The sequence below is a fragment of the Desulfoglaeba alkanexedens ALDC genome (assembly GCF_005377625.1).
GTDB lineage: Bacteria > Desulfobacterota > Syntrophobacteria > Syntrophobacterales > DSM-9756 > Desulfoglaeba > Desulfoglaeba alkanexedens.
The window spans coordinates 316,711-343,463 of the sequence record NZ_CP040098.1; the positions used below are offsets into that span (position 1 = coordinate 316,711).

Genomic DNA, 26,753 nt, shown 5'->3' on the forward strand with positions numbered 1-26,753 from the left:
CCACCTATTCCCAGGGCTGCGGCCGCTTCCAACGTGCAACCGGCCGCCGCAGGACAAGACTCCTTCACGACCGCTGATGGCCTCCCAGGGCTGCTTCGGAAGGGCCGAGTGTCGCCGGAGGTTGACAAGAGATTGAACCGCAGCAAGGAAAGATAAATTCCGAGAACAGAGGGAACGTTCAAGGGTGCCGGGCGCTCAAGGCTGACAGCTGAAGGGTGCGACCAAGGGAGTCGGAGTTTCGAAAAAAGCCACCGCCTGGACTCATCCCAGTCGGTTTGCGCCGGATCGCTTCAGGGGGTTCCGGTGCGTCATCCGCCGGTTCCCCGCTGAAGGAGCAGTTCGATGTTGTGCCGGAGCGCCTGGGGATCCACCGGTTTTTCCATGAAGATGTCGGCCGCGATCCAATCCATGTCTTCCTCTACCGTCCGCGTGTAACCCTTTTCGGTTTCCGGCTGGGCGGAAACGATGATGATGGGCAGCTTCCGAAGGGCGTCGTCCTGGCGGATCTTCACCGCGAAGCGCAACCCTTCGTCCATGGTGGCCATCATGATGTCCAGAACGAGCAGATCGGGTTTTTCCGATTCGATGAGGCGATGGCCGTCCTGAGTGTTGCTGGCGGTAGCCACATCATAGCCGAAGCGCTTCAAAATGGCACTGGTGATCTCCAGGAAACTGGGATCGTCGTCGATGATCACTATCTTCTTCCCGCTCATTCATTCTCCCTTCCCTTCTGAATTGTACCACTCATCTCTTTCCCCAATCCGAGGCAGCTCGATGATGAATCGTACCCCCCGGCCGGATTCGCTTTCGACCCGGATCCGCCCTCCATGGCGCTCCACGATCGTTCTGGTGATGAAAAGACCCAGGCCTGTTCCCCGCGTGGCGGACCTGCGCGATGACGGCAATCGCTGGAACCTTCGGAAAAGTCTGTCTCGATGTTCCTGAGGGATGCCGGGGCCGCTGTTCCAGACTTCCAGCCGGCACCGTTCGCCGGCCGCCGCCCCGGACACTTCGATTATTCCACCCTTCTCCCCGTATTTCAACGCGTTGCTCAAAAGGTTGGTAAAAACACTCCGGAACAGCTCGGGATCCACCCTCCATTCCAAATCTTCGGCAAGTCGGACCTGCACGCGCATGTCCTGTTCGCGGACCGCGGCCACCAGGCCGGCGAGCACCGGTTCCACCACTTCCGAACGGATCCGGCATCGGCGAGGCCGAACCGGCAGCTCGTCCTTCTCGATCCGCGAAAGATCCAGGTAATGCCGGATCATTTCCATGGACTGGTCCAAGTTCCGGCAAATAGCTTCCACCATGGCCGACTGTTCCGCGGACAGCTCCCCGAAAATCTTTTGGCGCAGCGCGTTGGCACTCATGATACTGTTGGCGATGGGAGATTTGAGTTCATGGGTGACGAAGCTGAGCATTTCCATGTAGTGTCGGTTCAGCCGCTCCAGGTTGCGATTAGCCTCGTTCAGGCGTTCGTTGGCCTCAACCAGGGCGTCCATATGCTCCTTCAATTCCGTCAGATCGTGAAAGTAACCGACGATCGCGAAGTCTTCCCGGCCTTCGTACAGAATGGTGGCCGAAAGGCGAATGGGGATGGTTCGGCCGTCCTTGGTGCGCACTTCCGTGTTGTAGTCCACCAGGATGCCCGGCCCCCCGTGGCCGTCGCCCAGAATGGCCTGCTTGATGGCTTGAGCTTCCCCCGGGGGGTAAATGTCCTGGACGTTCAGCTGGTAAAGCGCTTCCGCCCGCGAGTAACCCAGCAGCCTCTGGGCCCCTCCATTGTAAAGGATGATCTTTCCCGAACGGTCGTTTGCCATGATACCGTCCGGGCAGGCCTCCAGCAGGCGTTCTTCGAACTCGTAGCGTTGCCGGAGCTTTTCCTGGTAGAGTCGGACTTCGGTGGCCATGAACTGGAAGGCGAACAGCAGCCGCATGAGTTCGTCGCTGCCCGACCTCCGGTTCAGTGCGCAGTCCCGACAATAGTCATAAGGGATCGAAACCGCACCCAGCTCCGACTGGGAGTCCGCCTCCAGAAGAGGGCAGAAGCCCGGCGTTTGATTGATCCGGGCCAAGGCGGGTTCATGGAGCTCCTTCCGGCAAAGCGGTGTTTCCTGGATTTCGCTTGCCACCTCGTCCAGGTCCCCGCGGGCGAGAGACCGTGTCATGCGAAGCAGCCGATCCACGGGCCGGGTGATGAGGCCCGAAAACCAGCGCGAAAGGAAAAAGCCTGCACACAGGACCATGGCCGTGAGCGCCCCCAGCAGGCGCACCAGCCGCATCGAAAGATCGTCCAAGAAGGCGGTTCGTACCCCAACGCGAACCAGGACCCGTTTCCGGCCGGATCCTTCCGGCAGCAAGATACGCGCCTCACAAATTCTCCCCGCCGGCGTCTTGAAAATGGAGAAGTCGCCTTCACCCCGGCGGTGAGGATCCACGGACGCCGCCTCATGGCCCGCTTTTTCGGCTCGAAACAGCACCTCCCCTTCCCGTTCGGGATCGCGCCCTTCCACGTATACCAAGTTCGGAATCAGCCGGACCAGTTCCCCGGCGCGCTCGACCCATGGCCCGGACCCGGGTTCCCCTGGAAGCCGTTCCACTTCCGCCCCCACTACTTCAGCCACTCGCGCCGCCTCAACCCGCGCGTCCCGCTCCACAGAAGGCAGCACGCCGAAGCGAATCCCTCCCCATCCGGCCGACACGACCAGCACGATCATCCCAAGGGTGACCAGGGTGATTTTTGTGCGGAAATTCAGCCGGTTCACAAATCCCATGTTGAATATCCGCGGTTTCGAGCGAGGGCATATAAAGGATGGTCGCATGCACAAGACGGCGGCCTAAGCGCGATGATTGCGTTCTTTTTAGCACAAACCGGCCTTCCCGTAATCGCGCTTTTTCACCCGCTCAGAAGGTTCGGAATCCACAGTGTGAACGGCGGCCATAAGGTGATAATCAAAAGGTCGATCAGCAGGACCGCCGCAGACGGGAACATTCCATCGCGGCCTCCCGACCGGACCGCGTGCCGCCCGAAACGATCGAATCCTTCCGCCGCCGCCCGCCACACCAGGCGCCGAACCCTTTATCGCCGCCGTTCAAGCCGCCTGCCCGGACTCCCCGGGAAGAAAACCCTCCTTCCTTAAGTACACCGCCGACCCCAGGACCAGTTCCTCCGCGTCCCGATCCGCCGATTCCATCTCCACAGTCACGTATCCTTCGTAACCCGAAGCCAGGACCGAACGAAGAAACCGGGGAATATCCAGGACACCTTCACCGAGTTGCGTGCGCCGGTGTTCACTTCCTTCCACCAGGTCGCCCAGGTGGATCTGACCCGCATACGGCTTCAGCCGATCCCACGCCTCGCACGGATCTTCCCCCGCAAAGGCCAGGTGCGCGGTGCCGAAGTTCACCCCGAGGGCCTCGTCGCCATCGAATTCCTTGAGGAGCGCCAGCATCTGTTCGCTGTTTTCCACAAGCATCTCAGGGGTCGGTTCGACGAGCACCCTCACCGCCAACTTCCTGGCCAGAGGCAGCACGCGGTGGAGGTCGGCCACGAACAGCCGCCAGGCTTCCCGCTGGTTCATGCTTTGAGGGATCTTGCCGCCTGGAAAGATGGATATGGAAGGAACCCCGAGAGCGGCGGCCAGCCGCAGGCAGTCCAGGGTATAGCGGATACGGAGTTCCCGCTCCTTCCAGTCTTCCTCAATCCATGACGGGTGGTGCCCGTCTCCCAGCGCCGAAACCCTCCCCGCTCCCAAGCCGACGACCTTTAGCTTTCGCCGTTCAAGACATTCATGCAGCGTGGAAATCTCGGAAGCCTTGAAGTCCTGAGGAAAGACGTGGGGGCGGTCGGCCATGAGTTCCATCGCTTCGAACCCCGCCTTCGCCACGCAATCGACCGCTTCCTTAAGCGAGCGCATTTTGAAGATGGACGTGCTGTACGCGAATTTCATGGGTTTCTCTTGCACCCCTTTCTGAAGTTTACGGGCGTTTTTCCGAAGACGTCGACGGCTGTCGCCCCTTTTTGACCGCCCGCCAGTCCACGGCTTCACACCCGTTTTGGCGGATGAAAACCGGGTTCAGGTCCAATTCGCGGATTTCTGGAAAGTCGTTGAGGATCCAGGAAACGCGGCTGACCAGGTCGGCCATGGCTTCCTGGTCCAGCGGCGGCCGCCCTCTCACGCCCTGCATCAGGGCCGAGCCGCGGCATTCCTCCAGTAACCCCCGGGCGTCTTCCCGGTCGAACGGCGCCACCCGAATGGCGGTTTCACGGAACACTTCAACGTGGATCCCCCCCAGCCCGGTGACCACCACGGGGCCGAACTGATCGTCCTGTCGGCCTCCCACCAGCCACTCCAGTCCCGGTTCGACCTGCTTCTGCAAAAGCACGGCGGGCCCGAAACGTTCGAGGGAGCGGTACGCCCGTTCCAGCTGTGAAACGCCGGAAAGGTTCATCACGACCCCGCCCGCATCCGTTTTGTGAACCACATGGGTTTCGGCCGTCTTGAGCACCACCGGGAAGCCCATCTCCCGAGACGCTTCGAGGAGCGCTTCCAAGCCGCGAACCATTCTCCACGGCACAAGGGGAATTCCATAAGCTTCGAGCACGCCCGCCAGGACGTCCGCCGGAAGGAGCCCTTCGCCGGTCGCCTCAACGAACTGCTTGGCCCGCGGAACGTCAATTCCAGAGGGACGTTCTCGGGCGAAGACCATCGGTGGCCCGTCCCGGCGGTCCCTGTTCAAAGCCAGGGCACGAAGGGCTTCCCGGGGATCCGTCCAGATGGGAAAGGTCATCGACCGGCGGCTGACCGTCGTTTCGCCGACCGTTGAAAAGACGCAGACGACCACGGGTTTTCCGTGGGTCGCCATGAGTTCGCCCAGGCTACGGATCAGGCGCCGGGACTCTTCCGTATCGAACAGCCCCCAATAATTGTAAATAAAGAGCACCGCGTCGATGTCCGCCCTCGTCAGCGTCTGTTCCGCCAGTGATCTGTAGAGTTCCAGGTCGAAGATATCTCCCATGTCCAGGGGGTTATGAAACCGGATCACCCCGGCCCTGGCCCGGCGGGATATCATCTGAATCAATTCATCCGGAAACGGCGGCAGCTCGAAGCCAAATTCCTCGGCCGCGTCCGCCGCCATCACGGCATGCCCGCCGGAACGCGAAATCACGGCGAGCCTTCGGCCCCGCATGGGCGGCAGAAGAAAGCCTTTCACGGCGTTCATCGCATCGTCCTGCTCAAAGACCCGCGTGATGCCGCACTGACGGAAGGCGGCCTCCACCACCTTGTCGTCCGAAGAAAGTGAAGCCGAGTGGGACAGGGCGATCACCGCTCCAGCTCCGCCCCAGTTGGACTTGTGAACTACGAAGGGCTTGGAAGAACGGGCCGCGATCTCTATCAACCGCCGCCCTTGGGCGATGCCTTCCAGATAACAGAAAATAACCTCCGTTTCAGGATCGGACGTGAGATACTCCAGGAGGTCGTTTTCGTTCACGTTGAACTTGTTTCCGATGCTCGCGAACTTACCGAATCCCACGTTTTCCGCGGCGCACAGGTTGATCATCGTGGCGCCGACCCCCCCGCTTTGCGAAACCAGCGCGACCCGGCCCAGCGGCGCTTCCGCCCGCATGGGCATGAAAGGCACCGCCAGCCCGTTTTTTCGATGGATCACCCCGATGCAGTTGGGACCGATCATGCGCATCTGATAACGGTCGAGGATTTCCTGGATTTGCTGTTCCAAGGAAAGCCGCTCCTCACCCAATTCACGGAATCCGGCCGACTCAACGATCACCCTACGAATGCCCCTTTGCCCGCATTGTCGGAGCACCTCCGGCACCACCTGGGCCGGAACCAGCACCGCCGCCAGATCCACCGGCTCGGGCAGCTCCAGGACGTCCCGGTAAATCCTGTGCCCGGCCAACACGCCCCCTTTCGGCCCCACCAGGTAGATCACGCCCTGGTACTGGAATTCCATGAGGTTGAACACGATCGCCCGACCCAAGTTTGTGGGAGAAGAGGAAACGCCGACCACCGCAACGCTTTCGGCATTGAAGAAGTGCTCCATGTTCAGTCTCTCCTGGTTTTCCGGTGCAACAGTCAAGCCGGTTCCGCGGTGTTTTCGGGGACCGACGGACGGCGCCGCTTCGAACACCGCGTCCACTATGGACTCCGTCGCGGTACGTCTCAAGCGGAAAGCCGGAAAGGCTTCCGATGCAGGATGCCACAACTTTCCGTGTGCGTGAAGTTTGATTTGGGACCACCCGGCAGCGCACAATCACCTTGACACGCAACGGCCCCGCCGTTACAAGCGGGCGAGTTTCAGCGCTCTCCCTTGGAGGCATGAGGTATGCCTATGAAACAATGGGTCTTTCTATTTCCCGGCCAGGGATCCCAGTACGTGGGCATGGGACGGGACTTCCACGACACCTACCGTGAAGTTCAGGAACTTTTCGAAAGAGCCGAAGATATCCTTCAAATGCAAATTCGGAGGCTCTGCTTCGAGGGTCCGGAAGACGTTCTAACCCAGACGGAAAATGTCCAGCCCGCCATCACGGTGGTCAACCTGGCCTGCCTGACAGTCCTCGGGCTGCACGGCATCAGCCCTGCAGCGGCCGCCGGCCACAGCCTGGGCGAATACAGCGCGCTTCATGCCGCGGGCGTTTTGAGCCTCGACGATACGCTCCAGCTGGTACGCTGGCGAGGCCGTTTCATGCAGGAAGCCGCCGTGGAAACACCGGGAGCCATGGCGGCCGTCATGGATCTGGACGAGAGGAAGTTACAAGAAGTCTGCCGCCTCTGCGACGTGGAAGTGGCCAACATCAACTGCCCGGACCAAACGATCATCACCGGGACCACGGAAGCGGTAGACCGGGCGATAACCGCCAGCCAGGAAGCAGGGGCCAGGAAATGCATACAGCTCAACGTGAGCGGCCCCTGGCACAGCCGCTGCATGGAAGCCGCCCGCCGGAAGTTCGAACTCGTCGTCCGCAGGTGCGTTTTCGAAGACCCGAAAATCCCCGTGGTCAGCAACGTGGATGCAACGCCGCTCAACGGCGCTCACGAAGCCCCCGAGAAGCTGATCCGCCAATTGTGCAGCTCGGTCCTTTGGAAACATTCCATGGAATGGTTCCTGGCGAACGGCTACCGCTATTTTGTGGAAGTGGGCCCGAAGAAGGTGCTGCGAGGGCTCATGCGAAAGATCGACCGGTCCGTGGAAGTGCTCAACGTGGAAGATACGGCCACCCTCGCATCCTTCCTCCAAGCCAACCGCTGAAAATCAAAACGACGTCTCCGTCAGGCCGAGGGATCAATCCAGGGTGTAGCCCCGTTCCCCCGAATGATGGCCACAAGCCTCCCACCTTCGAAGCGAAGCGTGTGCACGAAATCGGTTGGGCCGAAGTTGTAGATCCATTCCTCGACGATTTTCTTGTCGTAGCCTCGGGACGTTCGGATGATCCGTTCCCCGACCGTCTGTTCGTATAGAGGCGGGCCGCATTTGGCCAGGACATCGATCTTGAGTTCCCCGATCAGCACCAGCCGGGTGCCGCAGCGCAGGGACGGTATGGAATCTTCGGACTCGATCGCAGGGGTTCCCACGACAAGCCAAAGCACCAGCACAACGACCGCCCTCGCGGCTCTCCACCCAGCCCTCCCCCTCTTTTGAATATCCATGCGAAACCTCCCGGAAGACGCCTCAGAACCCCGTCTGCTCAGTCCCCGATTTTTTTATACTAAATCACCAGCGGCCGTTTGGCATAGCACGTTTCGCCGGTGGCCTCGACCCCGCGGAGACTCCGCCTATCCCGAGGCGCCGTCCGGGATTTCAATCCGCCGTCTGGGCGGACCGGCGTCGATCAAGCTTTTCCCGCCACAACCTCAAAGGCTTTCACGACGAGCTCCTGCGGTATGTCCCGCACGCGTTCCACCTCGCCGGGTGCCTTGGGGATGATCCAAACCGGCCCCCTGGCGTCTTTTTTCTTGTCCTTCATGAGCGCCTGGACCAGCGCGGCGGGAGGAGCCTCCAGGGGGCTTCGGATCGGCAGTCCGAAACCCTCCAGCACCGAAACCAGGCGATGTTCCAGGGAGGGTTCCGTTTTCCCGAGGAGGGTTCCGAGTCTGACAGCCACCCGCATGCCGAGCGCCACCGCCTGGCCGTGGGGAACCGAGTAGTCGCTCAGAACCTCGATGGCGTGGCCTCCCGTGTGCCCCAGGTTCAGAAGCTGGCGCAACCCGAAATCCCTTTCATCTTCCATGACGATCCGCGCCTTGATGGCTAGGCACCTTCGGACGATTCTTTCCGTAACGGAATCGGGCAGAGGATACCCCGCCCGGCGCGAAGGGGCTCTTGAGACAAGGTCCTCCAGGTTGCCGAACAGGTCCTCTGAATCCAGCAGTCCGTACTTGATGACTTCCGCCATGCCGTTTTGCCATTCTGCTTCGGGCAGGCTTCGGCAGACAAACGGGTCCACCAGGACGCCTGCCGGGTGGTGGAAGCTTCCCACGAGGTTCTTGCCGCTGGGCAGATCCACCCCGGTTTTCCCCCCCAGGCAGCTGTCCACCTGGGCCAGCAGGGTCGTCGGCACTTGGATGACGGGAATGCCTCGCATATAAACGGCCGCCAGAAACCCCACGACGTCCCCCGTCACGCCGCCGCCCACCGCCACCAGGATCGAACCCCGATGGGCGCCCTGCCGCACCATGTCTTCGGCAAGCCGTTCCACAGACGCCAACCGTTTCTCGCTCTCTTTCGCCTCCCAGAAGATGGTAGGAACTTCCCGGCCCAACGATTCCAGTTCCGTTCCTAAATGCTCCTGAAGCGCCGCATCCACCACGGCCACCGGCTCGAACCGTGCAAAGTGCCGATGGAGCAGTTCCTTGAGGCGGGAAAAGCTTTGAGACTCGATCCAGACACGGCTCGTGGACGCATCCTCAGAGTGAGCGGCGAGTCCCGCTTCCTCGATGCCTTCCGGAAACACGATGCGGCACCCCAGCCTTCCCGGGTTGGAGTTCTTTCGGCCGTTGTGCCAGTCGAGCAGACGGTTGGTTTCCTCCAGCGCCTGCCGGCAGAAATCGCCGAAAAAGTCGGCCGTATCCCGAAAGGTGCGGGCGAAGGCTTCCCGGTCGCTCCGTTTCATTTGGTCCACGGTCTGGAGGAAGGCGTCCTGGAGGGCCTCCAGCGCTTCCGCCTTGAACGGATTGTCCATGCCGATGGCCCCGTAAAGGGCGGGATCCTGGGCAAAGATGCGCCCGATCAGATCCACTTCCAGACGGTAGATGGGACTGGTGTAATTCAGGCTTTCCGCCACGTCCACCCGAAGGCGCCGGAGGGTGTGACCCAGCACCACGGTGGTGAGGTGCGGAAGGAGCTGGATGACGGTCATCATCCGATCGTGTTCTTCCGGCGTGCACACATGGAGCTTCAGTCCTTCGCTTTCGAGGGTCCGGGTCAGCCATTCCCAGGCGTCCCGGGCGACGCGTTTCCCCGGACAGACGATCATGGTCTGCCCGGAGACGGTGGAGACATAAGGCCCGAACATGGGGTGGAGCCCCACCACCGAAGCGGGGGAGGCCTCCATGGTCTTCATGACGTCCACCTTGAGGGAACAGATATCGACAAGCAGCTGACCGGGACGCGTCAGGGAAACGAGCGGGCGGATGATTTCTTCCGCATTCTGAAGAGGCAGGCTGAAAAGCACCACGTCCGCGCGCGTGACGACTTCTTCGTTGGCCGGGGACGTAGCGCGGTCGGAAATCAGCACCTCACATCCCCGGCTTCTAAAAAAACGGTGGAAAAGCCGCCCCATGGCCCCTAGGCCCCCCACGATGCCCACCAGGGGAAACCGGGGCCAGGTAAAGTCTCCGCTTGCACCCTTCTGCATAGGTCCTCCTCGGTTTGTCAACCCGCATGACTCGGCACGGGCTCCCGGCCCGCCGGCCGATGAGTCGAAAAAAGACGGCGCACGGTCCCCTCACGCACCCGCTTCCACCTTTTCACCGGCTCTCACCTGGTGCGCCCCGGGAACCAACAGCAGCTCCCGCCCCACCGCCTTCGCCACCGGGCGAAGTCTCTCGATGAGATTCGCCATCCCTTCGGGTGTCAGCGACTGGGCGCCGTCGCTGAGTGCCTCGTGGGGACGGACGTGAACTTCGATCATCAATCCATCGGCACCGGCGGCGACGGCGGCCAGGGTCATGGCCGGAATGAGGTCCACGCGCCCCAGAGCGTGGCTCGGGTCCACGATGACGGGAAGATGCGTGAGCTGCTTGAGCAGCGGCACGGCGCTCAGGTCCAGCGTATTTCGAGTCTCCGTTTCGAAGGTCCGGATGCCGCGTTCGCAGAGGATCACCTTGCCGTTTCCGCGGCTCATGATGTATTCCGCCGACATCAAGAATTCCTTAATGGTCGCCGACATTCCCCGCTTAAGGATCACCGGCTTATCCAGCTGGCCAACTTCGGTGAGGAGCCGAAAGTTCTGCATGTTGCGGGTACCGATCTGGAGGACGTCCGCGTACTTGTAAACCAGCAGCAGATCGCGGGGATCCATTATTTCGGTGACGACGGGCATGCCGGTCCGTTCCCGGACGTCGCTCATGAATTTCAGCGCCATCTCGCCCAGCCCCTGGAACGAGTAGGGCGAAGTCCGGGGCTTGAATGCGCCGCCCCGCAGAAGCGGGATGCCCAGTTCATGGAGGGCGTCGGCGATCTCTTCCAGCACTTCCCGGCCTTCCACCGCGCAGGGACCGGCGATGATGGGAATCGCCTTTCCACCGAATTCGCAATTTGGGCCGACCTGGAACCTCGTGTTGTCTTCCTTGAATTCCCGGCTCACCAGTTTGTAGGGCCTCAGGATGGGGTGAGCCGATTCCACACCGGCGAAAGACGTATACGGAATTTCCTGGAGAATGTCCCGGTCGCCGATGAGACCGACGATGGTACGGCGTTCTCCCTTGGAAATGTGGGTTTTCAGCCCCAGCTTTTCCATTTTCATGACGAGTTCCCGCAGTTCGTCTGCGGTGTGATCGGGTTTCATGACGATGATCATGGCCTTGCCCTCCTTGCGGTTGTGGGGTGTGTCAACGATGAGCGTTCCGTTCCCGAAACGCTCAGAAACACCGAAGGCCGTGGTGGACGCCACGGCCTTCAAAAGCAAAAGCCGTGGGATGCTTGAAGGTCAGCCCACGGCTTTCAGGATCTTTGTGCTCGCATCGGCAGCTCAGATCATCGGCGGACCAACCCCCACGGGGCAGTAATACCACCGAAAATAAAAATACACGCCGGCCGCCGAAACGGAATCGAACTGCATTTTTTGAGCCCTCTTCATTGGAAAAAGATAGCATGTGTTTTATACATGCGCCGCGAAGAGGACGTCAAGCAAAAAGATGATCGCCGCAACGTCGCGGATTTGCTCTTGACAGCCCTGAATCGATCTTCTATAGGAAAGTGCTTCGAGTTCAGGACCTTCTTCGTGATGGAGAGTTTCAATGAAGACAGCCAGTTCAAAGTTTGACGCGACCGGTCGCAAGTGGATCCTGGTGGATGCCGAGGGGCAGGTGCTGGGCCGCCTGGCGAGCCGGATCGCCACGCGCCTGAGGGGCAAACATCTTCCAACGTTTACACCGCACGTGGATACGGGCGATTTCGTGGTGGTCATCAACGCGGAAAAGGTCCGGATGACGGGACGCAAGTGGGACCAGAAGGTCTATTACCGTCACAGCGGGCACATGGGCGGCATCAAGGCCACACCGGCCCGGAAGATGAACAGGGAACATCCGGAGCGGCTGATCCACCTGGCGGTCCGGGGAATGCTGCCCAAAAACCGCCTGGGACGTTCACTCCTAAAGAAACTCAAGGTTTACCGCGGGTCCAACCACCCGCATGAGGCTCAGCAACCGGAAAAGACAGCGCTTTAGTCCGCTGCAGACATCCGAGGGAGACAACACAGATGGCAGAACAACGGTTTTACGCGACGGGGAAGCGCAAGTCCGCCATAGCGCGGGTCTGGCTCCAGCCCGGCTCCGGTCGTGTGTTCATCAACAAAAAGCCTATTGAAGAATATGTCCGGCGCGAAACCAGCAAGATGGTCATCCATCAGCCGCTTATGCTCACCGGCACTTACGGAAAACTCGATGTGTTCGTCAACGTAACGGGCGGCGGCATTTCGGGCCAAGCCGGAGCCATCAAGCACGGGATCTCCAAGGCGCTCCTCGAGTACAACCCGGAGTTCCGCGAAGTCCTGAAGCGCGCAGGCTTTCTCACCCGCGACTCCCGCGTGAAGGAACGGAAAAAATACGGCCAACGCGGAGCGCGCGCCCGCTTCCAGTATTCGAAACGTTAACGGTCTTTCTCGGCAACATCGATTCGATCCGGCTCCACATGGGAACCGATGTCGTTCAGGGGCACGCGCCGGAGGCGCGCCGCCCCTGTTTGTTATGGAGCCGCGCCGCGCCATGGGCCGCGGCCGTTACGAGGGATCCAGGAGAGCGCCATGCTTCGCGTCGCCATCGCAGGAGCTTCCGGTTACACGGGCTTTGAACTGATCCGCCTGCTGTCCACCCACCCCCGGGTGGTTCTTTCAACCGTCACGTCGCGCACCAGCGAAGGGCAGCGCCTGGACGAAGTCTACCCGGCATTTCGCGGCCACTGCCACCTGACCTTTCACGGCACTGATCCGGACCGACTCGCCGAAGACGCCGAATTGGTCTTCACCGCCCTTCCCCACCGGGCCGCCATGGGGCTCGTCCCGGAGCTCCTGCAGCGGGGCCTGAAAGTGGTCGACCTCAGCGCCGATTTTCGCTTTCGCGACGCCGCCCTTTACGAGATGTGGTACCAGGAACACACGGCCCCACACCTCCTTTCCGAAGCCGTCTACGGCCTCCCCGAACTCTACCGGGACGCCATCCGCACGGCCCGCCTGGTGGGAAATCCCGGCTGCTATCCCACAAGCATCATTCTCGCCGTGGCGCCGCTTCTGGCTCAAGACCTCATCGTTCCCGAAACCATCCTCGCCGACTCCAAGTCCGCGGTGTCGGGAGCCGGCCGCGGGCTTTCCCTCACCACACATTTTTGTGAAGTAAACGACGGCCTCAAGGCGTACAAAATCGGCGGGGAACATCGTCACACGCCGGAGATCGAACAGGAATTGAGCCGGCTCGCCGGCAGACCGCTCAACGTCACCTTCACGCCGCACCTGGTTCCCATGAGCCGAGGCATTCTGAGCACGGTCTATGCCGAACTCAAAGCGGGAACTCCGCCTGAATCGGTGGACGCCGCCTTCGCGTCTTTCTACCGGAACGCCCGCTTCGTCCGACTCTGCGGCTCCAAGGCCCTTCCCTCGACACTCCAGGTCCGGGGGTCCAATTACTGCGACCTGGGATGGAAGGTGGACATTAGGACCGGACGCGTCATCGTGGTTTCCGCCATCGACAACCTCACCCGGGGGGCTTCCGGGCAAGCCGTCTGCAACATGAACCTCATGGCCGGCTTCGAGGAAGACGAGGGACTCCGGGAAGCCCCGTGGCAGCCTTGAACGACACCCCCGTTCCACCGTGGCACCGGCTAGATTCGGCGCCCCGCGTAGGCTCCCGATGGGTGGGGCGGCGGCGTGCTTCATGCCGGTGTAACGGTTTTCCGTGAACGTTCGCATCAAGCGAAACTTCAAGCTCGTGCTCGAATACGACGGGGCCGGCTACCACGGCTGGCAGCGCCAGCATGGGGTACTCACCGTCCAGGAAGTCCTGGAATCCAGGCTCTCCGTGATGGTGGGGCAACCCGTGACCGTGCGGGCTTCAGGCCGGACCGACGCCGGAGTGCACGCACTCGGTCAGGTCGTCAGTTTCAATGCCGCAACGCGCCTCCAGCCTGAAGACTTCCTGCGAGGCCTGAACGCGTTGCTTCCTCCCGACATCGTCGTGCTGCAGGCCGAGGAAATGCCCCATGCGTTCCATGCCCGTTACTCGGCCACAGGGAAGCTCTACGAATACCACATCCTCAACCGCCCCGTGCCTTCGGCGCTGGAGCGGCGCCGGAGCTGGCACGTGAAAGAGCCATTGAACGACGAAGTCATTGAGGCCTGCCTGAAGATCGCCTGCGGCGTCCATGATTTCGCGGCGTTCATGGCGGCCGGTTCCACCGTGAAATCCACCGTCCGCGAACTCAAAGGCGCGCGCCACCGCCGGCCCGACCACGATCACCTGGTCTTTTCCTTTGAAGCCGACGGCTTTTTGCGGCATATGGTGCGTAACCTGGTCGGCACCCTGGTGGAAGCAGGGAAGGGGAAGCGCACCGCCGAAGAGTTCAAGGCCGTCCTGGATGGGAGAGACCGCCGCAAGGCCGGGGTTACCGCCCCGGCTCACGGCCTCTACCTGGTCCGCGTCTTCTACGACGACCGCCAACCCCGGAAAATGCATGGAGGCGACAACCAATGAAACCGGCACAGAGGGTGTCCCAGATCCAGCCGTCGGCGACCTTCGCCATCTCTGCAAAAGCCAAGGCTCTTCGGCAGCAGGGAAAACACGTGATCAGTTTCGGAGTCGGCGAACCCGATTTCAGGACCCCCCACCACGTGAACCAGATGGCGGTTCAGGCCATCCGTCGGGGACAAACCCGCTACACGGTGGTCGGAGGCATCGACGAACTGAAAGACGCCGTCCTCCTGGAAATCGAAACCGGCTACGGGCTCGAGTTTTCGCGCGAGAACGTGCTCGTTTCCTGCGGCGGAAAACATGCCCTCTTCAACCTGTTCCTGGCGCTCCTGGACCCCGGAGACGAAGTGATCATCCCCAGCCCCTACTGGGTCTCCTATCCGGACATGGTTCGCCTCGCGGGCGCAACCCCCGTTTTCGTTCCGTGTTCGGAATCCACCGGGTTCAAGATGGAACCGGCAGGCCTGCAACGGGCGATTTCACCCAAGACCCGCATGCTCATCATAAACAGCCCGTCCAATCCCACAGGCGCCCACTATCGGCGGCATGAACTGGAGGCGTTGGCCGAAGTGCTCCGCGCCCATGACGGCATCGCCCTCGTCTCCGACGACATCTACTACCGGATCCTGTTCGACGGCGAGGAATGGGTGAATTTCGCCATGCTAGGGGAGGACCTTCGCGAACGGACGTTCATCGTGAACGGGGTGAGCAAGACTTACGCCATGACGGGCTGGCGGATCGGATACCTGGTGGGCGATGCGGAAGTGGTCAAGGCGGCCAATAAGATCCAGGGACAGTCCACCAGCAACCCGTGTTCCATGGCCCAATGGGCCGCGGTGGCCGCACTGCGGGGTGACCAGGGATGCGTCACCCATATGGTCTCGGTATTCGAAGAACGCCGGCATTACGTGCTCCAGCGCCTGAACGACATTCCGGGCGTCACCTGCGCCGTGCCCGCCGGAGCCTTCTACGTTTTTCCCAACGTGAGCGCCTTCTACGGAAGCCGCGTGGGCGGGCGCACCATCGACGGATCCGCGGGTCTCGCGGACTATCTACTGGAAACGGTGCACCTGGCCGTGGTTCCGGGAAACGCCTTCGGGGAAGACCGATGCATCCGTCTTTCTTACGCACTTTCCATGCAGGACCTCGAGGAAGGCTTCGACCGCCTGGCCTCGGCGCTTAAAGCCCTCCAGCCCGCCTGAGTCGCTGCCGAGCGGCCCGCGCATTTCCGGTGAGGACTTCGCACAATCAGCAAGGCCCGTCTCCCAAAGACGGGCCTTCTTCTTGTTCCCAAGCTCCAGCTTCGGAACACAACTGTGCAGAAGCTCCAGCTTCGCTCCCCATGAGGCCGCGACCCATGCGAACCCGCTACAAAATTCATGGTAGCGTAGAAAATAATAGACCTAATATTTGATGGCTAATTCTATTTCCCCTCCTTTTCATTGACAGAAAACGCAGGGCTGGAGTAGAGAGCAGATAACCCGTTTCATCAAGTAGTTACGCAATATTGGTGGCATTTCCGGGTGGATGCGCGTTGGGTGCAGATCTTTTGCTTCTTGTTCCCAAGCTGGAGCTTGGGAACGAGGGGAAACAGAGCTGATGCGCTTGCTGCTTCAAGGCCATCTGGATCTACCTCAGAGGGTCACCCTGGATGTCGTTCTAAAAGATCCGCACCCATGCGCGTTCGTGCCTTCATGACAACTTGAAGGAGGAGGAGATCATGCAAAGAAAGAGTCTTCTGGCTTCGGCAATGACAGCGGCATTTCTGATCGCGGCGTTTCTGAGCCCGGTTCAGGCTCAGGACACCGTCAAGATCGGAGCGTACCTCCCGATGACCGGCACGGTCGCATCCTACGGGCAGATGGAATGGGACGGCATCCAGATCGCCCACGAGATGAAACCGGAAGTGTTGGGAAAGAAGATCGAACTGATCCTGGTGGATACGAAGAGCGACAAGATCGAAGCGGCCAACGCGGTGAGCCGCCTTGTGGAGAAGGAGAAAGTGGTCGGGATCATCGGGGAGGCCATCAGCGGGAACACCATGGCAGGAAACCCCATTTCCGAAGCGGCGAAGGTGCCTTCGGTGAGCCCCACGGCGACGAACCCTCTGGTGACTCAGGGCAAGCACTACGCCTTCCGGGCTTGCTTCATCGACCCGTTTCAGGGTGAGGTGGCCGCCCGGTTCGCATTCAACGAACTGAAAGCCAAGACGGCCGCGGTCATCATCGACATCGCTCAGGACTACTGCGTGGGGCTTGGCAACTTCTTTGTCAAGGAATTCGTAAAGCTGGGCGGTGAAATCCTTTCCACCACCTACATCCAGACCGGCGACCAGGATTTCTCGGCGCAGCTTTCCGCCGTGCAATCGACCAATCCGGACGTCATCTACGCTCCCAACTACTACACAGAAAACGCCCTGATGGCTAAGCAGGCCAGGGACCTCGGCATCAAGGCCCCTATCCTGACCGGTGACGGCGCCCAGGTTGACGCCTTGATCGACATCGGCGGCGAGGCGGTGGAAAACATGTACTTCACCGGCCATTTCCATCCGGAAGCGGCCACGACAGAACGCGGTAAAGAATTCATCGCGCGCTTCAGGAAGAAATACAACAAGGACGTGGACGCGTTCGTTGCACTGGGAGCCGATGCGTATTTCCTGCTGGTTGAAGCCATCGAGAAGGCCGGCTCGACGGAAGGCCCCAAGGTTCGTGACGCCCTGGCTACCATAAAGGATTTCCAGGGGGTTTCGGGGGTCATCAACATGGGCGAAGACGGAAACCCCATCAAGAGCATGGTGATCAACAAGGTGGAAGGGGGCAAGTTCGTGTACGTGACCACCGTCAACCCCTAGGATGAGTACCCAAGGCCTGTCATGAAGAGAAGCAGGGTCGGCTCATGGCCACCCTGCTCTTTTTTGCGCCATCTTTTCCTTCGGCGCGTGATTTCCGGATACTCTGCTCTGCCCCGCCGCTTGAAGGCGCACCCTCGACCGACCCAGAGCGGAACCGGCGTCGCGGGGGCCGCCGGCGGCCCGCCGCCCCTCCGGTCTATGGCGGTACTCGGCCATCCGATGCGTTTAATGACTCGACGGCCATCGTCGCAAAAAGGATGAACCGGTGACTCTTACCATCTTTTCCCAGCAGTTGATCAACGCGGTTTCCCTCGGAAGTCTGTACGCGCTGGTCGCCATTGGCTACACCATGGTCTACGGCATTTTGCGCCTCATCAACTTCGCCCACGGCGACCTTCTCATGGTTTCGTCCTACGCGGCCATCTACGGCATCACCATCTTCATGCTGCCCTGGTACGTGAGCTTTCCGCTGGCGATGGTCTTTACGGGCGTGGTCGGCATCCTGCTGGACCGGGCGGCCTACAAGCCCCTGCGGGATGCGCCCCGCATCTCGCTTCTCATTTCGGCCATCGGGGCTTCGTTTCTGCTGGAGAACCTGGCGCTGGTGATCATCGGGGGGATTCCCAAGGCCTTTCCCCGGCCGGACATGTTCGCTCGGGTCATCACGGTCCTTGGCGTCCGCATCCAGGTCCTGACCCTTTACATCCCGACCCTCACCCTCATACTGCTCTTCGGCCTGCTGTTCATCGTCTACCGCACCAAAACGGGCAAGGCCATGCGGGCTGCGTCCAAGGACTTCGAAACCACCCGGCTGATGGGCATCAACCTGGACCGCATCATAGCCGTGACCTTTCTTCTGGGTTCCACGCTGGCTGGAGCCGGCGGCATCATGTGGGCCATGAAGTACCCGCAGGTAAATCCCTTCATGGGCGTGATCCCTGGGCTCAAGGCCTTCATTGCGGCCGTGTTGGGGGGTATCGGCAACATCATCGGAGCTGTCATCGGGGGATTTCTCCTGGGTCTCGGCGAAATCCTTCTGGTGGCGCTGTTTCCGGGCATGGCGCAGTTTCGGGACGCCTTCTCCTTCGTGATCCTTATCCTAGTCCTTCTCTTCAGGCCCACGGGGATCATGGGAGAGCCCATCACCGACAAGACCTGATGTAGCGGGAGGAAGCGGCCATGAACCACAGCCGAAGAAACCTCGTCCTCAACGCCCTCAGCCTCGCCGCCCTGTTCAGCGTTCTCTACCTTTTCAAGCGTTACGGCACCGAGTACCAGGTGCGCATCCTGAACAACATGGGCATCTTTATCACGATGGCCGTGAGCTACAACCTGGTCAACGGCGTCTGCGGGCTCCTGCACCTCGGACCGAACGCCTTCATCACCATCGGGGCTTACACGTCTGCGCTGCTCACCATGTCGCCGGCGGAAAAACAGATGAGCTTCATCATCGAACCCCTCATCTGGCCTCTCAGCGTCGTCCAGGCTCCGTTCGTCGTCTCGCTTCTGGCCGGCGGCGTGACGGCCACCCTTTTCGCGTTTCTGATTTCCTTTCCCGTGCTGAGGGTCCGCGGCGACTACTTGGCCATCGTAACGCTGGGATTCGGCGAGGTGGTGCGCGTCATGTGCAATGCCCTTCAGAGCGTCACCAACGGGCCCCTCGGCATCAAAGGACTCACCCCCTACACCGATCTGTGGTGGTCCTGGGGGGTCGCCGTTTTCAGCATCATCGCCATTACCAAGCTCATCAACAGCAGCTACGGCCGTGCCATGAAGGCCATCCGGGAAGACGAAATCGCCGCCAAGGCCATGGGCATCGATCCATTCAAGCATCTGATGCTGGCCTTTCTGGTGAGCGCCTTCTTCGGGGGGATCGCCGGAGGCCTCCTGGCCCACCTGATCACCACCATCTCCCCGACGCTCTTCACCTTCTTTCTGACGTTCAACCTCCTGATCATCATCGTGGTCGGCGGACTGGGAAGCACCACCGGGGCCGTGATCGGCGCCGTCCTTTTCACCTGGGGGGGCGAAGCGCTGCGGGTGGTGGAAAGCCCCATGGATTTCGGCCTATTTGTGATTCCGGGCATCCCCGGAATGCGGATGGTCATCTTCAGCGTCATCCTCATGGCGGTCATCATCTTCGCCCGGCGCGGGATCATGGGCCGAAACGAGTTCAGTTGGGACGCCCTGTTCAGAAGACTGCGCCTGAGCGGACGATAGAGGACGGGTTTCATGAGCGACTTTTTCAAACTGGACCGGCTGGTCATGCAGTTCGGCGGCCTGACCGCCGTCAGCAATTTTTCCATCGAGATCCAGCCCGGAGAGCTGGTGGGGCTCATCGGTCCCAACGGAGCCGGGAAGACTACGGTGTTCAACATGATCACCGGCTTCTACGCTCCGACCACGGGGCGGGTGATTTGGCAGGGTGAAGACATCACGGGCCTGAAGGTTCATCGGATCACCGCCAAGGGCATCGCCCGGACCTTTCAGAATATCCGGCTCTTCACCGACATGACGGTTCTCGAAAACGTCATGGTCTCGCTTCACCACAGGCTGCGGTCCCATTTCTGGGAAGCCATGCTTGGGCTTCCCCGCTATCTGAAGGAAGATCGAAGGATGATTCAGGATGCCCGCACGTTCCTGGAGGACCTGAACCTGGTCCACCTGACCGACGAAAAGGCCGGCGCCCTTGCCTATGGTCAGCAGAGGCGGTTGGAGATCGCACGCGCTCTCGCCACCCACCCCAAGCTGCTCCTTCTGGACGAACCTGCAGCAGGCATGAATCCTCAAGAAACGAGGGAACTGGCCAAGCTGGTCCAGGACCTGCGGTCGCGGTACGCACTGACGATTTTTCTCATCGAGCACGACATGAAGTTCGTTATGGGACTCTGCGAACGGATCAAGGTGCTCGACTACGGCGTCACCATCGCCGAAGGCACCCCCGCTGAAATCCAGAAGAACCCCGAAGTGATCAAGGCGTACCTGGGGGAACCGAAGCATGCTTGAAATCCAAGACCTGCACGTATACTACGGGGGCATCCACGCCCTCAAAGGCATCAACCTCACGGTGAAGGAAGGCCGGATCGTCACGCTCATCGGCGCCAACGGCGCCGGAAAAAGCACGACGCTCCGGACCATCGCGGGATTGGTGAGACCGAGGCAGGGGACGATCCGCTTCAACGGCGCCGATCTGTCCCGGACACCAACCTACCGGATCATCCGCCGGGGAATCGGCGTGGCCCCTGAAGGCCGCCGCGTCTTCTCCAACCTCACGGTGCTGGAAAACCTGGAACTGGGCGCATACAACCGAAGCAAGGCGGAGTACCTTGAGCAGCTGGAATGGGTCTATACGCTGTTTCCACGGCTGGAAGAACGGCGAAAGCAGCTGGCGGGAACATTGAGCGGTGGCGAGCAACAGATGTTGGCCCTGGGGCGGGCGCTCATGAGCCGCCCCAAGCTGGTGCTCCTGGACGAACCCTCGCTGGGGCTCGCCCCACTGGTGGTGGAAGAAGTCTTCAATGCCATCGAAACCGTCAACCGGCAAGGCGCCACCATCCTGCTGGTGGAACAGAACGCCATGGCTGCCCTGAACGTCGCGCACTACGCCTATGTCCTGGAAACCGGTCGCATCACCCTGGAGGGAGTGGGCAGGGAACTGCTCAAAGACGAAAGAGTGCGAAAAGCCTACCTGGGGGAAGACTGACGCCGGCTCAGCCCCGGCAGACGCCGCACCGAACGGAAGGCCGGAAAGAGCGGGCGCCCGCACCGATACGGGGCCCGCTTGTATCAGCCGTTTTTCTTTTCGAAGTCTTTCATGAAATGCACCAGGGCTTCCACTCCTTCCAGGGGCATGGCGTTGTAGATGGAAGCCCGGCAGCCTCCCACCGAACGGTGCCCCTTGAGTCCTCCGAGCCCCGCCCGTGTCGCTTCTTCGATAAACTTCTGTTCCAGTTCCGGGGTGGGCAGCCGGAAAGTCACGTTCATGGCGGAACGGGATTCCGGGGAAGCGGTGCCTCGGTAGAAATCCGTCTCATCGATGCACGCGTAAAGCAGATCCGCCTTCCGCCGATTGATGTCCTCCATGGCCGCCACACCGCCCACGGTTTCTTCGAGCCATTTCAAAACGAGCCCCACCACGTAGATGGCGAAACATGGAGGTGTATTGAAAAGGGAATTCTTTTCCGCGTAGGTGGTGTACCGGAACATAGTGGGGAGATCGGCGGGGACCCGTTCCAGCATGTCTTCGCGAAGGATCACCAAGGTCACTCCCGCGGGGCCGGCGTTTTTCTGCGCCCCGGCGTAGATGAGTCCGAACGGCTCCGGATCGAAGACCCGGCTCAAGATGTCGGAGGACATGTCACTCACCAGGGGCACACCGCCCGTTTCGGGAAACCTCTTCCACTGGGTACCCCGGATGGTGTTGTTGGATGTGATGTGAAGGTAGGACGCATCGGGATTGACGGGAACGGTTTCGGGAATGTAAGTGTATTCCCGATCTTTGGAACCGGCCACCACGCGCACGTCCTTTCCGAGAATCTGGGCTTCCTTGATCGCCTTGGTGGACCAGGTGCCGGTATCCACGTAGTCCAGGGGTTTTCCGGGCAGCGCCAGGTTCATGGCCACCATGGGAAATTGCATGCTGGCCCCGCCCTGGAGAAAAAGCACCCTGAAGCGGTCGCTCAGATTCAGCAGGCGCCGGGTCCGGGCCACCGCATCGTTCAAAACGTCGTCAAACCACTTGGAACGGTGGCTCACTTCCATGATGGACATTCCTGAACCCTTGTAATTGAGAAGCTCCGCCTGTATTTCCTGGAGAACGGGCAAGGGGAGAACGGCCGGTCCCGGGTTGAAGTTGAAAATCCGATCGGTCATGCTTGAACCCTCCTTGGAACCATTGAAAGTGTGTTCTTTGATACATCGACCTGGGCGTCAATAGCCGGAGGTATGGCCACAGGCTCCAACGTCGAAAGACCGAAGCTGGTACGCTAACGAGGGCCCCTCCTTTTGTCAATCGGAATCAAGGATGTTTTCCCTATGAAACTTCGAGAACTCGCCCATACCGTTTCCTACGGAGGTGAAGACAGGCTGGTGGTGGAGGATGGGACGGTCCTCGCATGGGCCGAAAGGGAAAAGATCCCCCCTTGGGAGGCTCAGAACTCCTTTCTGGAAGAGGGCGTTCTTCCCCTCCGTTACCTCAAGAATCTCCAGGGGATCGATCTGTCCGATCAGCAGCGTCTCGGCCGATCGAGCGTCTTCATCTGCGGGTGCGGCGGCCTCGGGGGCGTCATCGCTCACCTTCTGGCCCGCTGCGGTGTGGGGCATCTCCGGATCGCCGACGGTGACCGCTTTGAACTCACCAATTGCAACCGCCAGTGGTTCTGCCACAGCGGAAGCCTGGGCCGGTCCAAGGCAAGGGCGGGAGCCGAGCAGCTCGCAGCCATGAATCCCCTCATCCGGATCGAAGCCATGGAAGACACGTTTCGAAGCGAAACCGCCGCCGTGATGCTGGACGGTGCGGACGCAGCCATGGACGCCCTGGACAACCTTGAAACACGTTTTTTCCTGGAGGAAGCCTGCCGCGCGCGCGGCATTCCTTTGGTGCACGGAGCGGTTGCGGGATGGTGGGGACAGTTGGTCACGCTGCTTCCGGATTCCCGGTGTTCCCTTTCGGATCTCTACGGCGGGCGAAAGCGGCGCGATCCTGCCGAAGAGGCCATGGGGGTGTTGGGGGTCACTGCAAGCCTGGTGGGAAGCCTCCAGGCGATGGAAGCGCTTCGCCTGCTGCTGCACCGAGCGCCGGCCTATGCCGACAGGTTCGTCTATTTTGACGGGGACAGTGGGCTCATCCACGCCATGGCTCTTTCCCCTTGATTCCGGCTCTGTTATGTTCGAGGCGATGGAGGGTGAGGAAACATGCAGATTCAGTGGTCCGTACTACCGCCGGAAGAATGTTCATCGGAAGCCGTGATCTTTTTCGTTCCTAAAAATGCGAAGGCTTTGCCGGCGGCCTTCACCGCGTGGGCCGGCCGCGCCGCGCCCTGGATTCTCACATCCCGGGCGCTTCACGACTTTCAGGCTGAACCGCAGCGGGTGGAGGTGCTCTACAGCCCCGCCGAAGCCCGTATTCCGAGGGCGATCGTGGCCGGCTTGGGTGAAGAAAAGGAAATCGATTTGGAAAAGCTCCGGGGAGCGGCCGCCGCGGCTTTCCGAAAAGCCAGAGACCTCAAACTTCGCAGCGTGGGTATTCCCCTCCAGGCGCTGGAAGGGTTGCCTTTTCCATTGGAAAAGGCTCTTGAAGAAGCCGTGACTGGAGGGCTTTCCGGACTCTACCGCTACGATGTGTTGAAGACCCGGGACCGGGATTCTTTGCACCATTTGGAAGGCCTCCAGCTCTTTTCGACCGATGACCCGGAACCGGCCCGGCTGGAAGCCGTAGCCCGGGCCGAGGCCGTGATCGCCGGCATCTATATGGCCCGGGACCTCACCACGGCCCCTTCCAACGACCTCACGCCCACCCGCATGATGGAGGAATCGCGGAAGCTCGCCGAGCGCCATGGATTCGCACTGGAAGTGATCGACCAGGCCGGAGCGCGGGAACTGGGAATGGGGGCGTTCACGGCTGTGGCTCAGGGAAGCCTGGAACCCGCCTATTTCATCGTCATGGAACATGCCCCCGAAACCCGCCGATCCGATCCTCCGCTGGTGCTGATCGGCAAGGGGATCACCTTCGACACAGGTGGCATCTCCATCAAACCCAGCCAGAACCTGGAAGCCATGAAGCACGATATGGCCGGCGCCGCTGCGGTGTTGGGAGCGATGGAAGCCATCGGCAGGCAAGACATCCAGCGCCGGGTGGTGGCGCTCCTTCCGTGCACGGAAAACATGCCCGACGGCAAAGCCTACAAGCCGGGGGACGTGCTGCGGACCCTGGCGGGACTCACCGTGGAAGTCATCAGCACCGACGCCGAGGGGCGACTGATCCTCTGCGACGCCCTGGCTTACGCTCAACGCTTCCAGCCCGCCGCGGTTCTGGACATCGCGACGCTCACGGGCGCCTGCATCGTGGCGCTCGGCGACCAGGCGGCGGGAATCATGGGAAACCGGCAGGAACTGGTCGAAGCCGTGAGAACGATGGGCGACGCGGTGGGGGAGCGTTTCTGGCCGCTGCCTCTCTGGGATCTCTACTTTGAAAGCATCAAAAGCGACGTGGCCGATTTCAAGAACGTGGGCGACCGGAAGGCGGGCACCATCATCGGCGGCATCTTCCTCAAGCAGTTCGTCCCCGACGTTGTTCCGTGGGTCCACCTGGACATCGCTGGAACCGCCTGGGCCGACAAGGATCGGGAAGCCATCCCCAAGGGAGCCACAGGGTTCGGCGTGCGGACGCTGTTTGAGGTTGTCCGGGGCTGGGAGGAAATCCGGCCGCGTTGACGGGGCGGTTCGCTCGCTGTTCGCAGAACATGCGCCAAGGAAGCCCTCGACTTCAGTCGGGGGCAATTGACCCCTTCACAGACTCCCCGCCGCTCTCCCCGGTTTCCGCCGACCCGCCCTTTTCCCGGCGCTGGTTTCTGCCGGCGGCGCGCACTTCTTCGGCAAACCGCTTCAATTCCTCCCCTTCCAATACTTCCTTCTCCAGGAGGATGCTTGCCAGGCGATCCAGATACTCGCGCTTTTCCATGAGGATGAACCGCACCTTTTGATGGGCTTCTTCCATGAGGACGGCCATTTCTTCATCGATTTCCTGGGCGGTTCGCTCGCTGAACTCCCGGACCCTGGGACCCGCCACGTCCAGAAAAGGCGAACGGGGTTCGCGGGTGAAGGTGAGGAGTCCCAGGCGGCTGCTCATCCCGTATTCCATGACCATGCTGCGGGCGATGTCCGTCGCCCGCTGCAGGTCGTTCTGGGCCCCGGTGGAAACGTCCCCAAAGACGATCTCTTCCGCCACACGGCCGCCGAGAAGCACGTAGAGGCGGTCCAGGAGCTCTTCGCGGGTCATGAGGTAGCGGTCTTCCGTGGGCAGTTGCTGGGTATAGCCGAGGGCTGCGATTCCTCGAGGAATGATCGAGATCTTGTTCACGGGATCGGCGTTTTTCACGCTCATGGCCACCAGGGCGTGGCCCGCTTCGTGATAGGCGACGATTTTCTTTTCGTGGGGATTCATCGCCCGGTTCTTCTTTTCAAGGCCGGCGATGATCCTGTCGATGGCTTCCTGGAATTCCGCCATGCCGACCACGTCTTTTCCCCGGCGGCCGGCCAGGAGGGCCGCCTCGTTGACCAGGTTCGCCAGGTCCGCCCCCACAAACCCCGGCGTCATGGCGGCGATCTTGTGGAGATCCACATCGTCGTCGAGCTTGACGTTCCGCGAATGGATCCGCAGGATGGCTTCCCGCCCCCGGATGTCGGGCTTGTCGATGGCCACATGGCGGTCGAAGCGGCCCGGGCGAAGCAGCGCCGGGTCGAGGATTTCCGGGCGGTTGGTGGCGGCCATGATGATAACGCCCGAATTGGGCTCAAAACCATCCATTTCCACTAGGAGCTGGTTGAGGGTCTGTTCGCGCTCATCGTGACCGCCCATGGGATTCAAGCCCCGCGCCTTGCCCAGCGCATCCAGCTCGTCGATGAAGATGATGCAAGGGGCGTTCTGCTTGGCTTGGCCGAAGAGATCCCGGACCCGCGCGGCTCCCACACCCACAAACATCTCCACGAAATCGGAGCCGCTCATGCTGAAAAACGGCACTCCGGCTTCCCCGGCCACGGCCTTGGCGAGAAGCGTCTTTCCGGTCCCGGGCGCTCCCACGAGAAGCACGCCCTTCGGGATTTTCGCTCCAATTTTCTGGAATTTTTCCGGCGTCTTGAGAAATTCGACAATTTCCTGGAGTTCCGCCTTGGCTTCATCGATCCCGGCCACGTCCTCAAAGGTGACCCCCACTTCCTTTTCCGCGTAAATCTTCACCCGGGCCTTCCCCACGGAAAGAACCCCCTGAGGCCCGCCGCCCATCCGCCGGATAAGGAAACTCCAGAACAGAATGAAGACCGCCATGGGGAGCAGCCACGAGAGGATGGCGGCCACAAGGCGGCTTTCCAGCCTCCCGGTGTACTTGACGCCCTGTTCATCCAGGAGTTTCACCAAGTCCGGATCGTCCACGCGGACCGTGACGAAATATTTATCCGTTTGGTCGTCCGGGGAAAACATCTGGCCGCGGATCTTGTCGGTTTCGATGACGACGTTTTTAACCCGGCCTTCCCGAACGTGCTGTTTGAATTCCGAATAGGGGATCTTAAGCATCTGCTGTTCGAAGAAGTAGTTCTGGAGGAAAGACACCGCCAGGAGGGCCAGTAGGAAATACCAGAACGAAAATTGGACCTTCCGGCGCGACGGGTCCTGGGATCCATCCCCACCGCCCATCGATCCTTTCAAGCGATCCATGATGTCTTTCAAGCCGCCCGAGCCTTTCTCGGATTTATTGGCCATGACCATT

At 60.8% G+C, this 26,753-nt stretch carries 22 protein-coding genes; 13 read left to right on the forward strand and 9 right to left on the reverse strand.

The genetic code is table 11. The features are described from left to right. Nucleotides 1-308: 308 nt before the first annotated feature. The 4 genes from FDQ92_RS01565 to FDQ92_RS01580 form a co-directional block, all read right to left on the reverse strand. On the reverse strand, nt 309-713 hold the full coding sequence (locus FDQ92_RS01565; protein WP_137422970.1) for a response regulator: 405 nt from the start codon (nt 711-713) through the stop codon (nt 309-311). Further along, the gene (locus FDQ92_RS01570; protein ID WP_170180131.1) at nt 714-2,777 is read right to left on the reverse strand and encodes a PAS domain-containing sensor histidine kinase; all 2,064 of its coding nucleotides are present in this window, start codon (nt 2,775-2,777) and stop codon (nt 714-716) included. It lies immediately after the preceding gene. A gap of 318 nt (nt 2,778-3,095) precedes the next feature. Then, entirely contained in the window at nt 3,096-3,953 is an 858-nt protein-coding gene (locus tag FDQ92_RS01575; RefSeq protein ID WP_137422972.1) for a sugar phosphate isomerase/epimerase family protein, read from the reverse strand. Nucleotides 3,954-3,981: 28 nt separating this feature from the next. Beyond that, nucleotides 3,982-6,162: an acetate--CoA ligase family protein gene (locus tag FDQ92_RS01580; protein WP_137422973.1), complete on the reverse strand. Its 2,181-nt coding sequence runs from the start codon at nt 6,160-6,162 to the stop codon at nt 3,982-3,984. Nucleotides 6,163-6,348: 186 nt separating this feature from the next. Here FDQ92_RS01580 and fabD point away from each other — a divergent pair, with 186 nt between their 5' ends. Next, a complete protein-coding gene (fabD, locus tag FDQ92_RS01585) occupies nt 6,349-7,275 on the forward strand; it encodes an ACP S-malonyltransferase (RefSeq protein WP_137422974.1) in 927 nt (308 codons plus the stop codon). A gap of 20 nt (nt 7,276-7,295) precedes the next feature. Here the strand turns inward: fabD and FDQ92_RS01590 are convergent, their stop codons facing one another. The 3 genes from FDQ92_RS01590 to aroF form a co-directional block, all read right to left on the reverse strand. Further along, nucleotides 7,296-7,619 (reverse strand): DUF2845 domain-containing protein, encoded by a 324-nt coding sequence (locus FDQ92_RS01590; RefSeq protein ID WP_170180132.1) that lies wholly within the window; start codon nt 7,617-7,619, stop codon nt 7,296-7,298. A gap of 236 nt (nt 7,620-7,855) precedes the next feature. After that, entirely contained in the window at nt 7,856-9,880 is a 2,025-nt protein-coding gene (aroB, locus tag FDQ92_RS01595) for a 3-dehydroquinate synthase (protein WP_137422976.1), read from the reverse strand. A gap of 90 nt (nt 9,881-9,970) precedes the next feature. Then, complete coding sequence (aroF, locus tag FDQ92_RS01600; RefSeq protein WP_137422977.1) at nt 9,971-11,044, reverse strand: 3-deoxy-7-phosphoheptulonate synthase; 1,074 nt, start codon at nt 11,042-11,044, stop codon at nt 9,971-9,973. Nucleotides 11,045-11,483: 439 nt separating this feature from the next. Between aroF and rplM the strand changes: the two genes are divergently transcribed. From rplM to FDQ92_RS01650, 10 genes are all read left to right on the forward strand, one after another. Next, nucleotides 11,484-11,912, forward strand: coding sequence for a 50S ribosomal protein L13 (rplM, locus tag FDQ92_RS01605; protein ID WP_137422978.1), 429 nt, complete (start codon nt 11,484-11,486; stop codon nt 11,910-11,912). Between the two features lie 32 nt (nt 11,913-11,944). After that, on the forward strand, nt 11,945-12,337 hold the full coding sequence (gene rpsI, locus FDQ92_RS01610) for a 30S ribosomal protein S9 (RefSeq protein WP_137422979.1): 393 nt from the start codon (nt 11,945-11,947) through the stop codon (nt 12,335-12,337). Between the two features lie 150 nt (nt 12,338-12,487). Beyond that, complete coding sequence (gene argC / locus FDQ92_RS01615) at nt 12,488-13,528, forward strand: N-acetyl-gamma-glutamyl-phosphate reductase (protein WP_137422980.1); 1,041 nt, start codon at nt 12,488-12,490, stop codon at nt 13,526-13,528. A gap of 103 nt (nt 13,529-13,631) precedes the next feature. Then, on the forward strand, nt 13,632-14,426 hold the full coding sequence (gene truA / locus FDQ92_RS01620) for a tRNA pseudouridine(38-40) synthase TruA (RefSeq protein WP_211341325.1): 795 nt from the start codon (nt 13,632-13,634) through the stop codon (nt 14,424-14,426). After that, on the forward strand, nt 14,423-15,625 hold the full coding sequence (locus tag FDQ92_RS01625) for a pyridoxal phosphate-dependent aminotransferase (RefSeq protein WP_137422981.1): 1,203 nt from the start codon (nt 14,423-14,425) through the stop codon (nt 15,623-15,625). Before truA ends, FDQ92_RS01625 begins: the two co-directional genes overlap by 4 nt. Nucleotides 15,626-16,143: 518 nt before the next feature. Then, nucleotides 16,144-17,274 carry an ABC transporter substrate-binding protein gene (locus tag FDQ92_RS01630; RefSeq protein WP_137422982.1) on the forward strand — a complete coding sequence of 377 codons (1,131 nt, stop codon included), beginning with the start codon at nt 16,144-16,146 and terminating at the stop codon, nt 17,272-17,274. A gap of 265 nt (nt 17,275-17,539) precedes the next feature. Continuing rightward, complete coding sequence (locus tag FDQ92_RS01635; protein ID WP_137422983.1) at nt 17,540-18,433, forward strand: branched-chain amino acid ABC transporter permease; 894 nt, start codon at nt 17,540-17,542, stop codon at nt 18,431-18,433. A 20-nt stretch (nt 18,434-18,453) separates the two neighbouring features. Further along, nucleotides 18,454-19,494, forward strand: a complete 1,041-nt coding sequence (locus FDQ92_RS01640) for a branched-chain amino acid ABC transporter permease (RefSeq protein ID WP_137422984.1) — start codon at nt 18,454-18,456, stop codon at nt 19,492-19,494. 12 nt (nt 19,495-19,506) lie between these two features. Further along, the gene (locus tag FDQ92_RS01645) at nt 19,507-20,280 is read left to right on the forward strand and encodes an ABC transporter ATP-binding protein (RefSeq protein WP_137422985.1); all 774 of its coding nucleotides are present in this window, start codon (nt 19,507-19,509) and stop codon (nt 20,278-20,280) included. Continuing rightward, nucleotides 20,273-20,977, forward strand: a complete 705-nt coding sequence (locus FDQ92_RS01650) for an ABC transporter ATP-binding protein (RefSeq protein WP_137422986.1) — start codon at nt 20,273-20,275, stop codon at nt 20,975-20,977. Before FDQ92_RS01645 ends, FDQ92_RS01650 begins: the two co-directional genes overlap by 8 nt. Before the next feature lie 83 nt (nt 20,978-21,060). On the opposite strand, the gene serC is transcribed toward FDQ92_RS01650, so the two are convergent. Beyond that, the gene (gene serC / locus FDQ92_RS01655) at nt 21,061-22,146 is read right to left on the reverse strand and encodes a 3-phosphoserine/phosphohydroxythreonine transaminase (protein WP_137422987.1); all 1,086 of its coding nucleotides are present in this window, start codon (nt 22,144-22,146) and stop codon (nt 21,061-21,063) included. 162 nt (nt 22,147-22,308) lie between these two features. On the opposite strand from serC, the gene FDQ92_RS01660 reads away from it, so the two are divergent. Next, nucleotides 22,309-23,145: a HesA/MoeB/ThiF family protein gene (locus FDQ92_RS01660; protein ID WP_137422988.1), complete on the forward strand. Its 837-nt coding sequence runs from the start codon at nt 22,309-22,311 to the stop codon at nt 23,143-23,145. Nucleotides 23,146-23,187: 42 nt separating this feature from the next. Next, complete coding sequence (locus FDQ92_RS01665) at nt 23,188-24,705, forward strand: leucyl aminopeptidase (RefSeq protein WP_137422989.1); 1,518 nt, start codon at nt 23,188-23,190, stop codon at nt 24,703-24,705. 52 nt (nt 24,706-24,757) lie between these two features. Here the strand turns inward: FDQ92_RS01665 and ftsH are convergent, their stop codons facing one another. Then, nucleotides 24,758-26,746 carry an ATP-dependent zinc metalloprotease FtsH gene (gene ftsH, locus FDQ92_RS01670; RefSeq protein ID WP_137422990.1) on the reverse strand — a complete coding sequence of 663 codons (1,989 nt, stop codon included), beginning with the start codon at nt 26,744-26,746 and terminating at the stop codon, nt 24,758-24,760. Nucleotides 26,747-26,753: the final 7 nt, after the last annotated feature.

Bases quoted from the DNA above. Each gene is read 5' to 3' on its own strand.
- FDQ92_RS01565 (WP_137422970.1), bottom strand. From the start codon at position 713: ATGAGCGGGAAGAAGATAGTGATCATCGACGACGATCCCAGTTTCCTG.
- FDQ92_RS01570 (WP_170180131.1), bottom strand. From the start codon at position 2,777: ATGGGATTTGTGAACCGGCTGAATTTCCGCACAAAAATCACCCTGGTC.
- FDQ92_RS01575 (WP_137422972.1), bottom strand. From the start codon at position 3,953: ATGAAATTCGCGTACAGCACGTCCATCTTCAAAATGCGCTCGCTTAAG.
- fabD (WP_137422974.1), top strand. From the start codon at position 6,349: ATGCCTATGAAACAATGGGTCTTTCTATTTCCCGGCCAGGGATCCCAG.
- aroB (WP_137422976.1), bottom strand. From the start codon at position 9,880: ATGCAGAAGGGTGCAAGCGGAGACTTTACCTGGCCCCGGTTTCCCCTG.
- aroF (WP_137422977.1), bottom strand. From the start codon at position 11,044: ATGATCATCGTCATGAAACCCGATCACACCGCAGACGAACTGCGGGAA.
- rplM (WP_137422978.1), top strand. From the start codon at position 11,484: ATGAAGACAGCCAGTTCAAAGTTTGACGCGACCGGTCGCAAGTGGATC.
- rpsI (WP_137422979.1), top strand. From the start codon at position 11,945: ATGGCAGAACAACGGTTTTACGCGACGGGGAAGCGCAAGTCCGCCATA.
- argC (WP_137422980.1), top strand. From the start codon at position 12,488: ATGCTTCGCGTCGCCATCGCAGGAGCTTCCGGTTACACGGGCTTTGAA.
- FDQ92_RS01625 (WP_137422981.1), top strand. From the start codon at position 14,423: ATGAAACCGGCACAGAGGGTGTCCCAGATCCAGCCGTCGGCGACCTTC.
- FDQ92_RS01630 (WP_137422982.1), top strand. From the start codon at position 16,144: ATGCAAAGAAAGAGTCTTCTGGCTTCGGCAATGACAGCGGCATTTCTG.
- FDQ92_RS01640 (WP_137422984.1), top strand. From the start codon at position 18,454: ATGAACCACAGCCGAAGAAACCTCGTCCTCAACGCCCTCAGCCTCGCC.
- FDQ92_RS01645 (WP_137422985.1), top strand. From the start codon at position 19,507: ATGAGCGACTTTTTCAAACTGGACCGGCTGGTCATGCAGTTCGGCGGC.
- FDQ92_RS01650 (WP_137422986.1), top strand. From the start codon at position 20,273: ATGCTTGAAATCCAAGACCTGCACGTATACTACGGGGGCATCCACGCC.
- serC (WP_137422987.1), bottom strand. From the start codon at position 22,146: ATGACCGATCGGATTTTCAACTTCAACCCGGGACCGGCCGTTCTCCCC.
- FDQ92_RS01660 (WP_137422988.1), top strand. From the start codon at position 22,309: ATGAAACTTCGAGAACTCGCCCATACCGTTTCCTACGGAGGTGAAGAC.
- FDQ92_RS01665 (WP_137422989.1), top strand. From the start codon at position 23,188: ATGCAGATTCAGTGGTCCGTACTACCGCCGGAAGAATGTTCATCGGAA.
- ftsH (WP_137422990.1), bottom strand. From the start codon at position 26,746: ATGGCCAATAAATCCGAGAAAGGCTCGGGCGGCTTGAAAGACATCATG.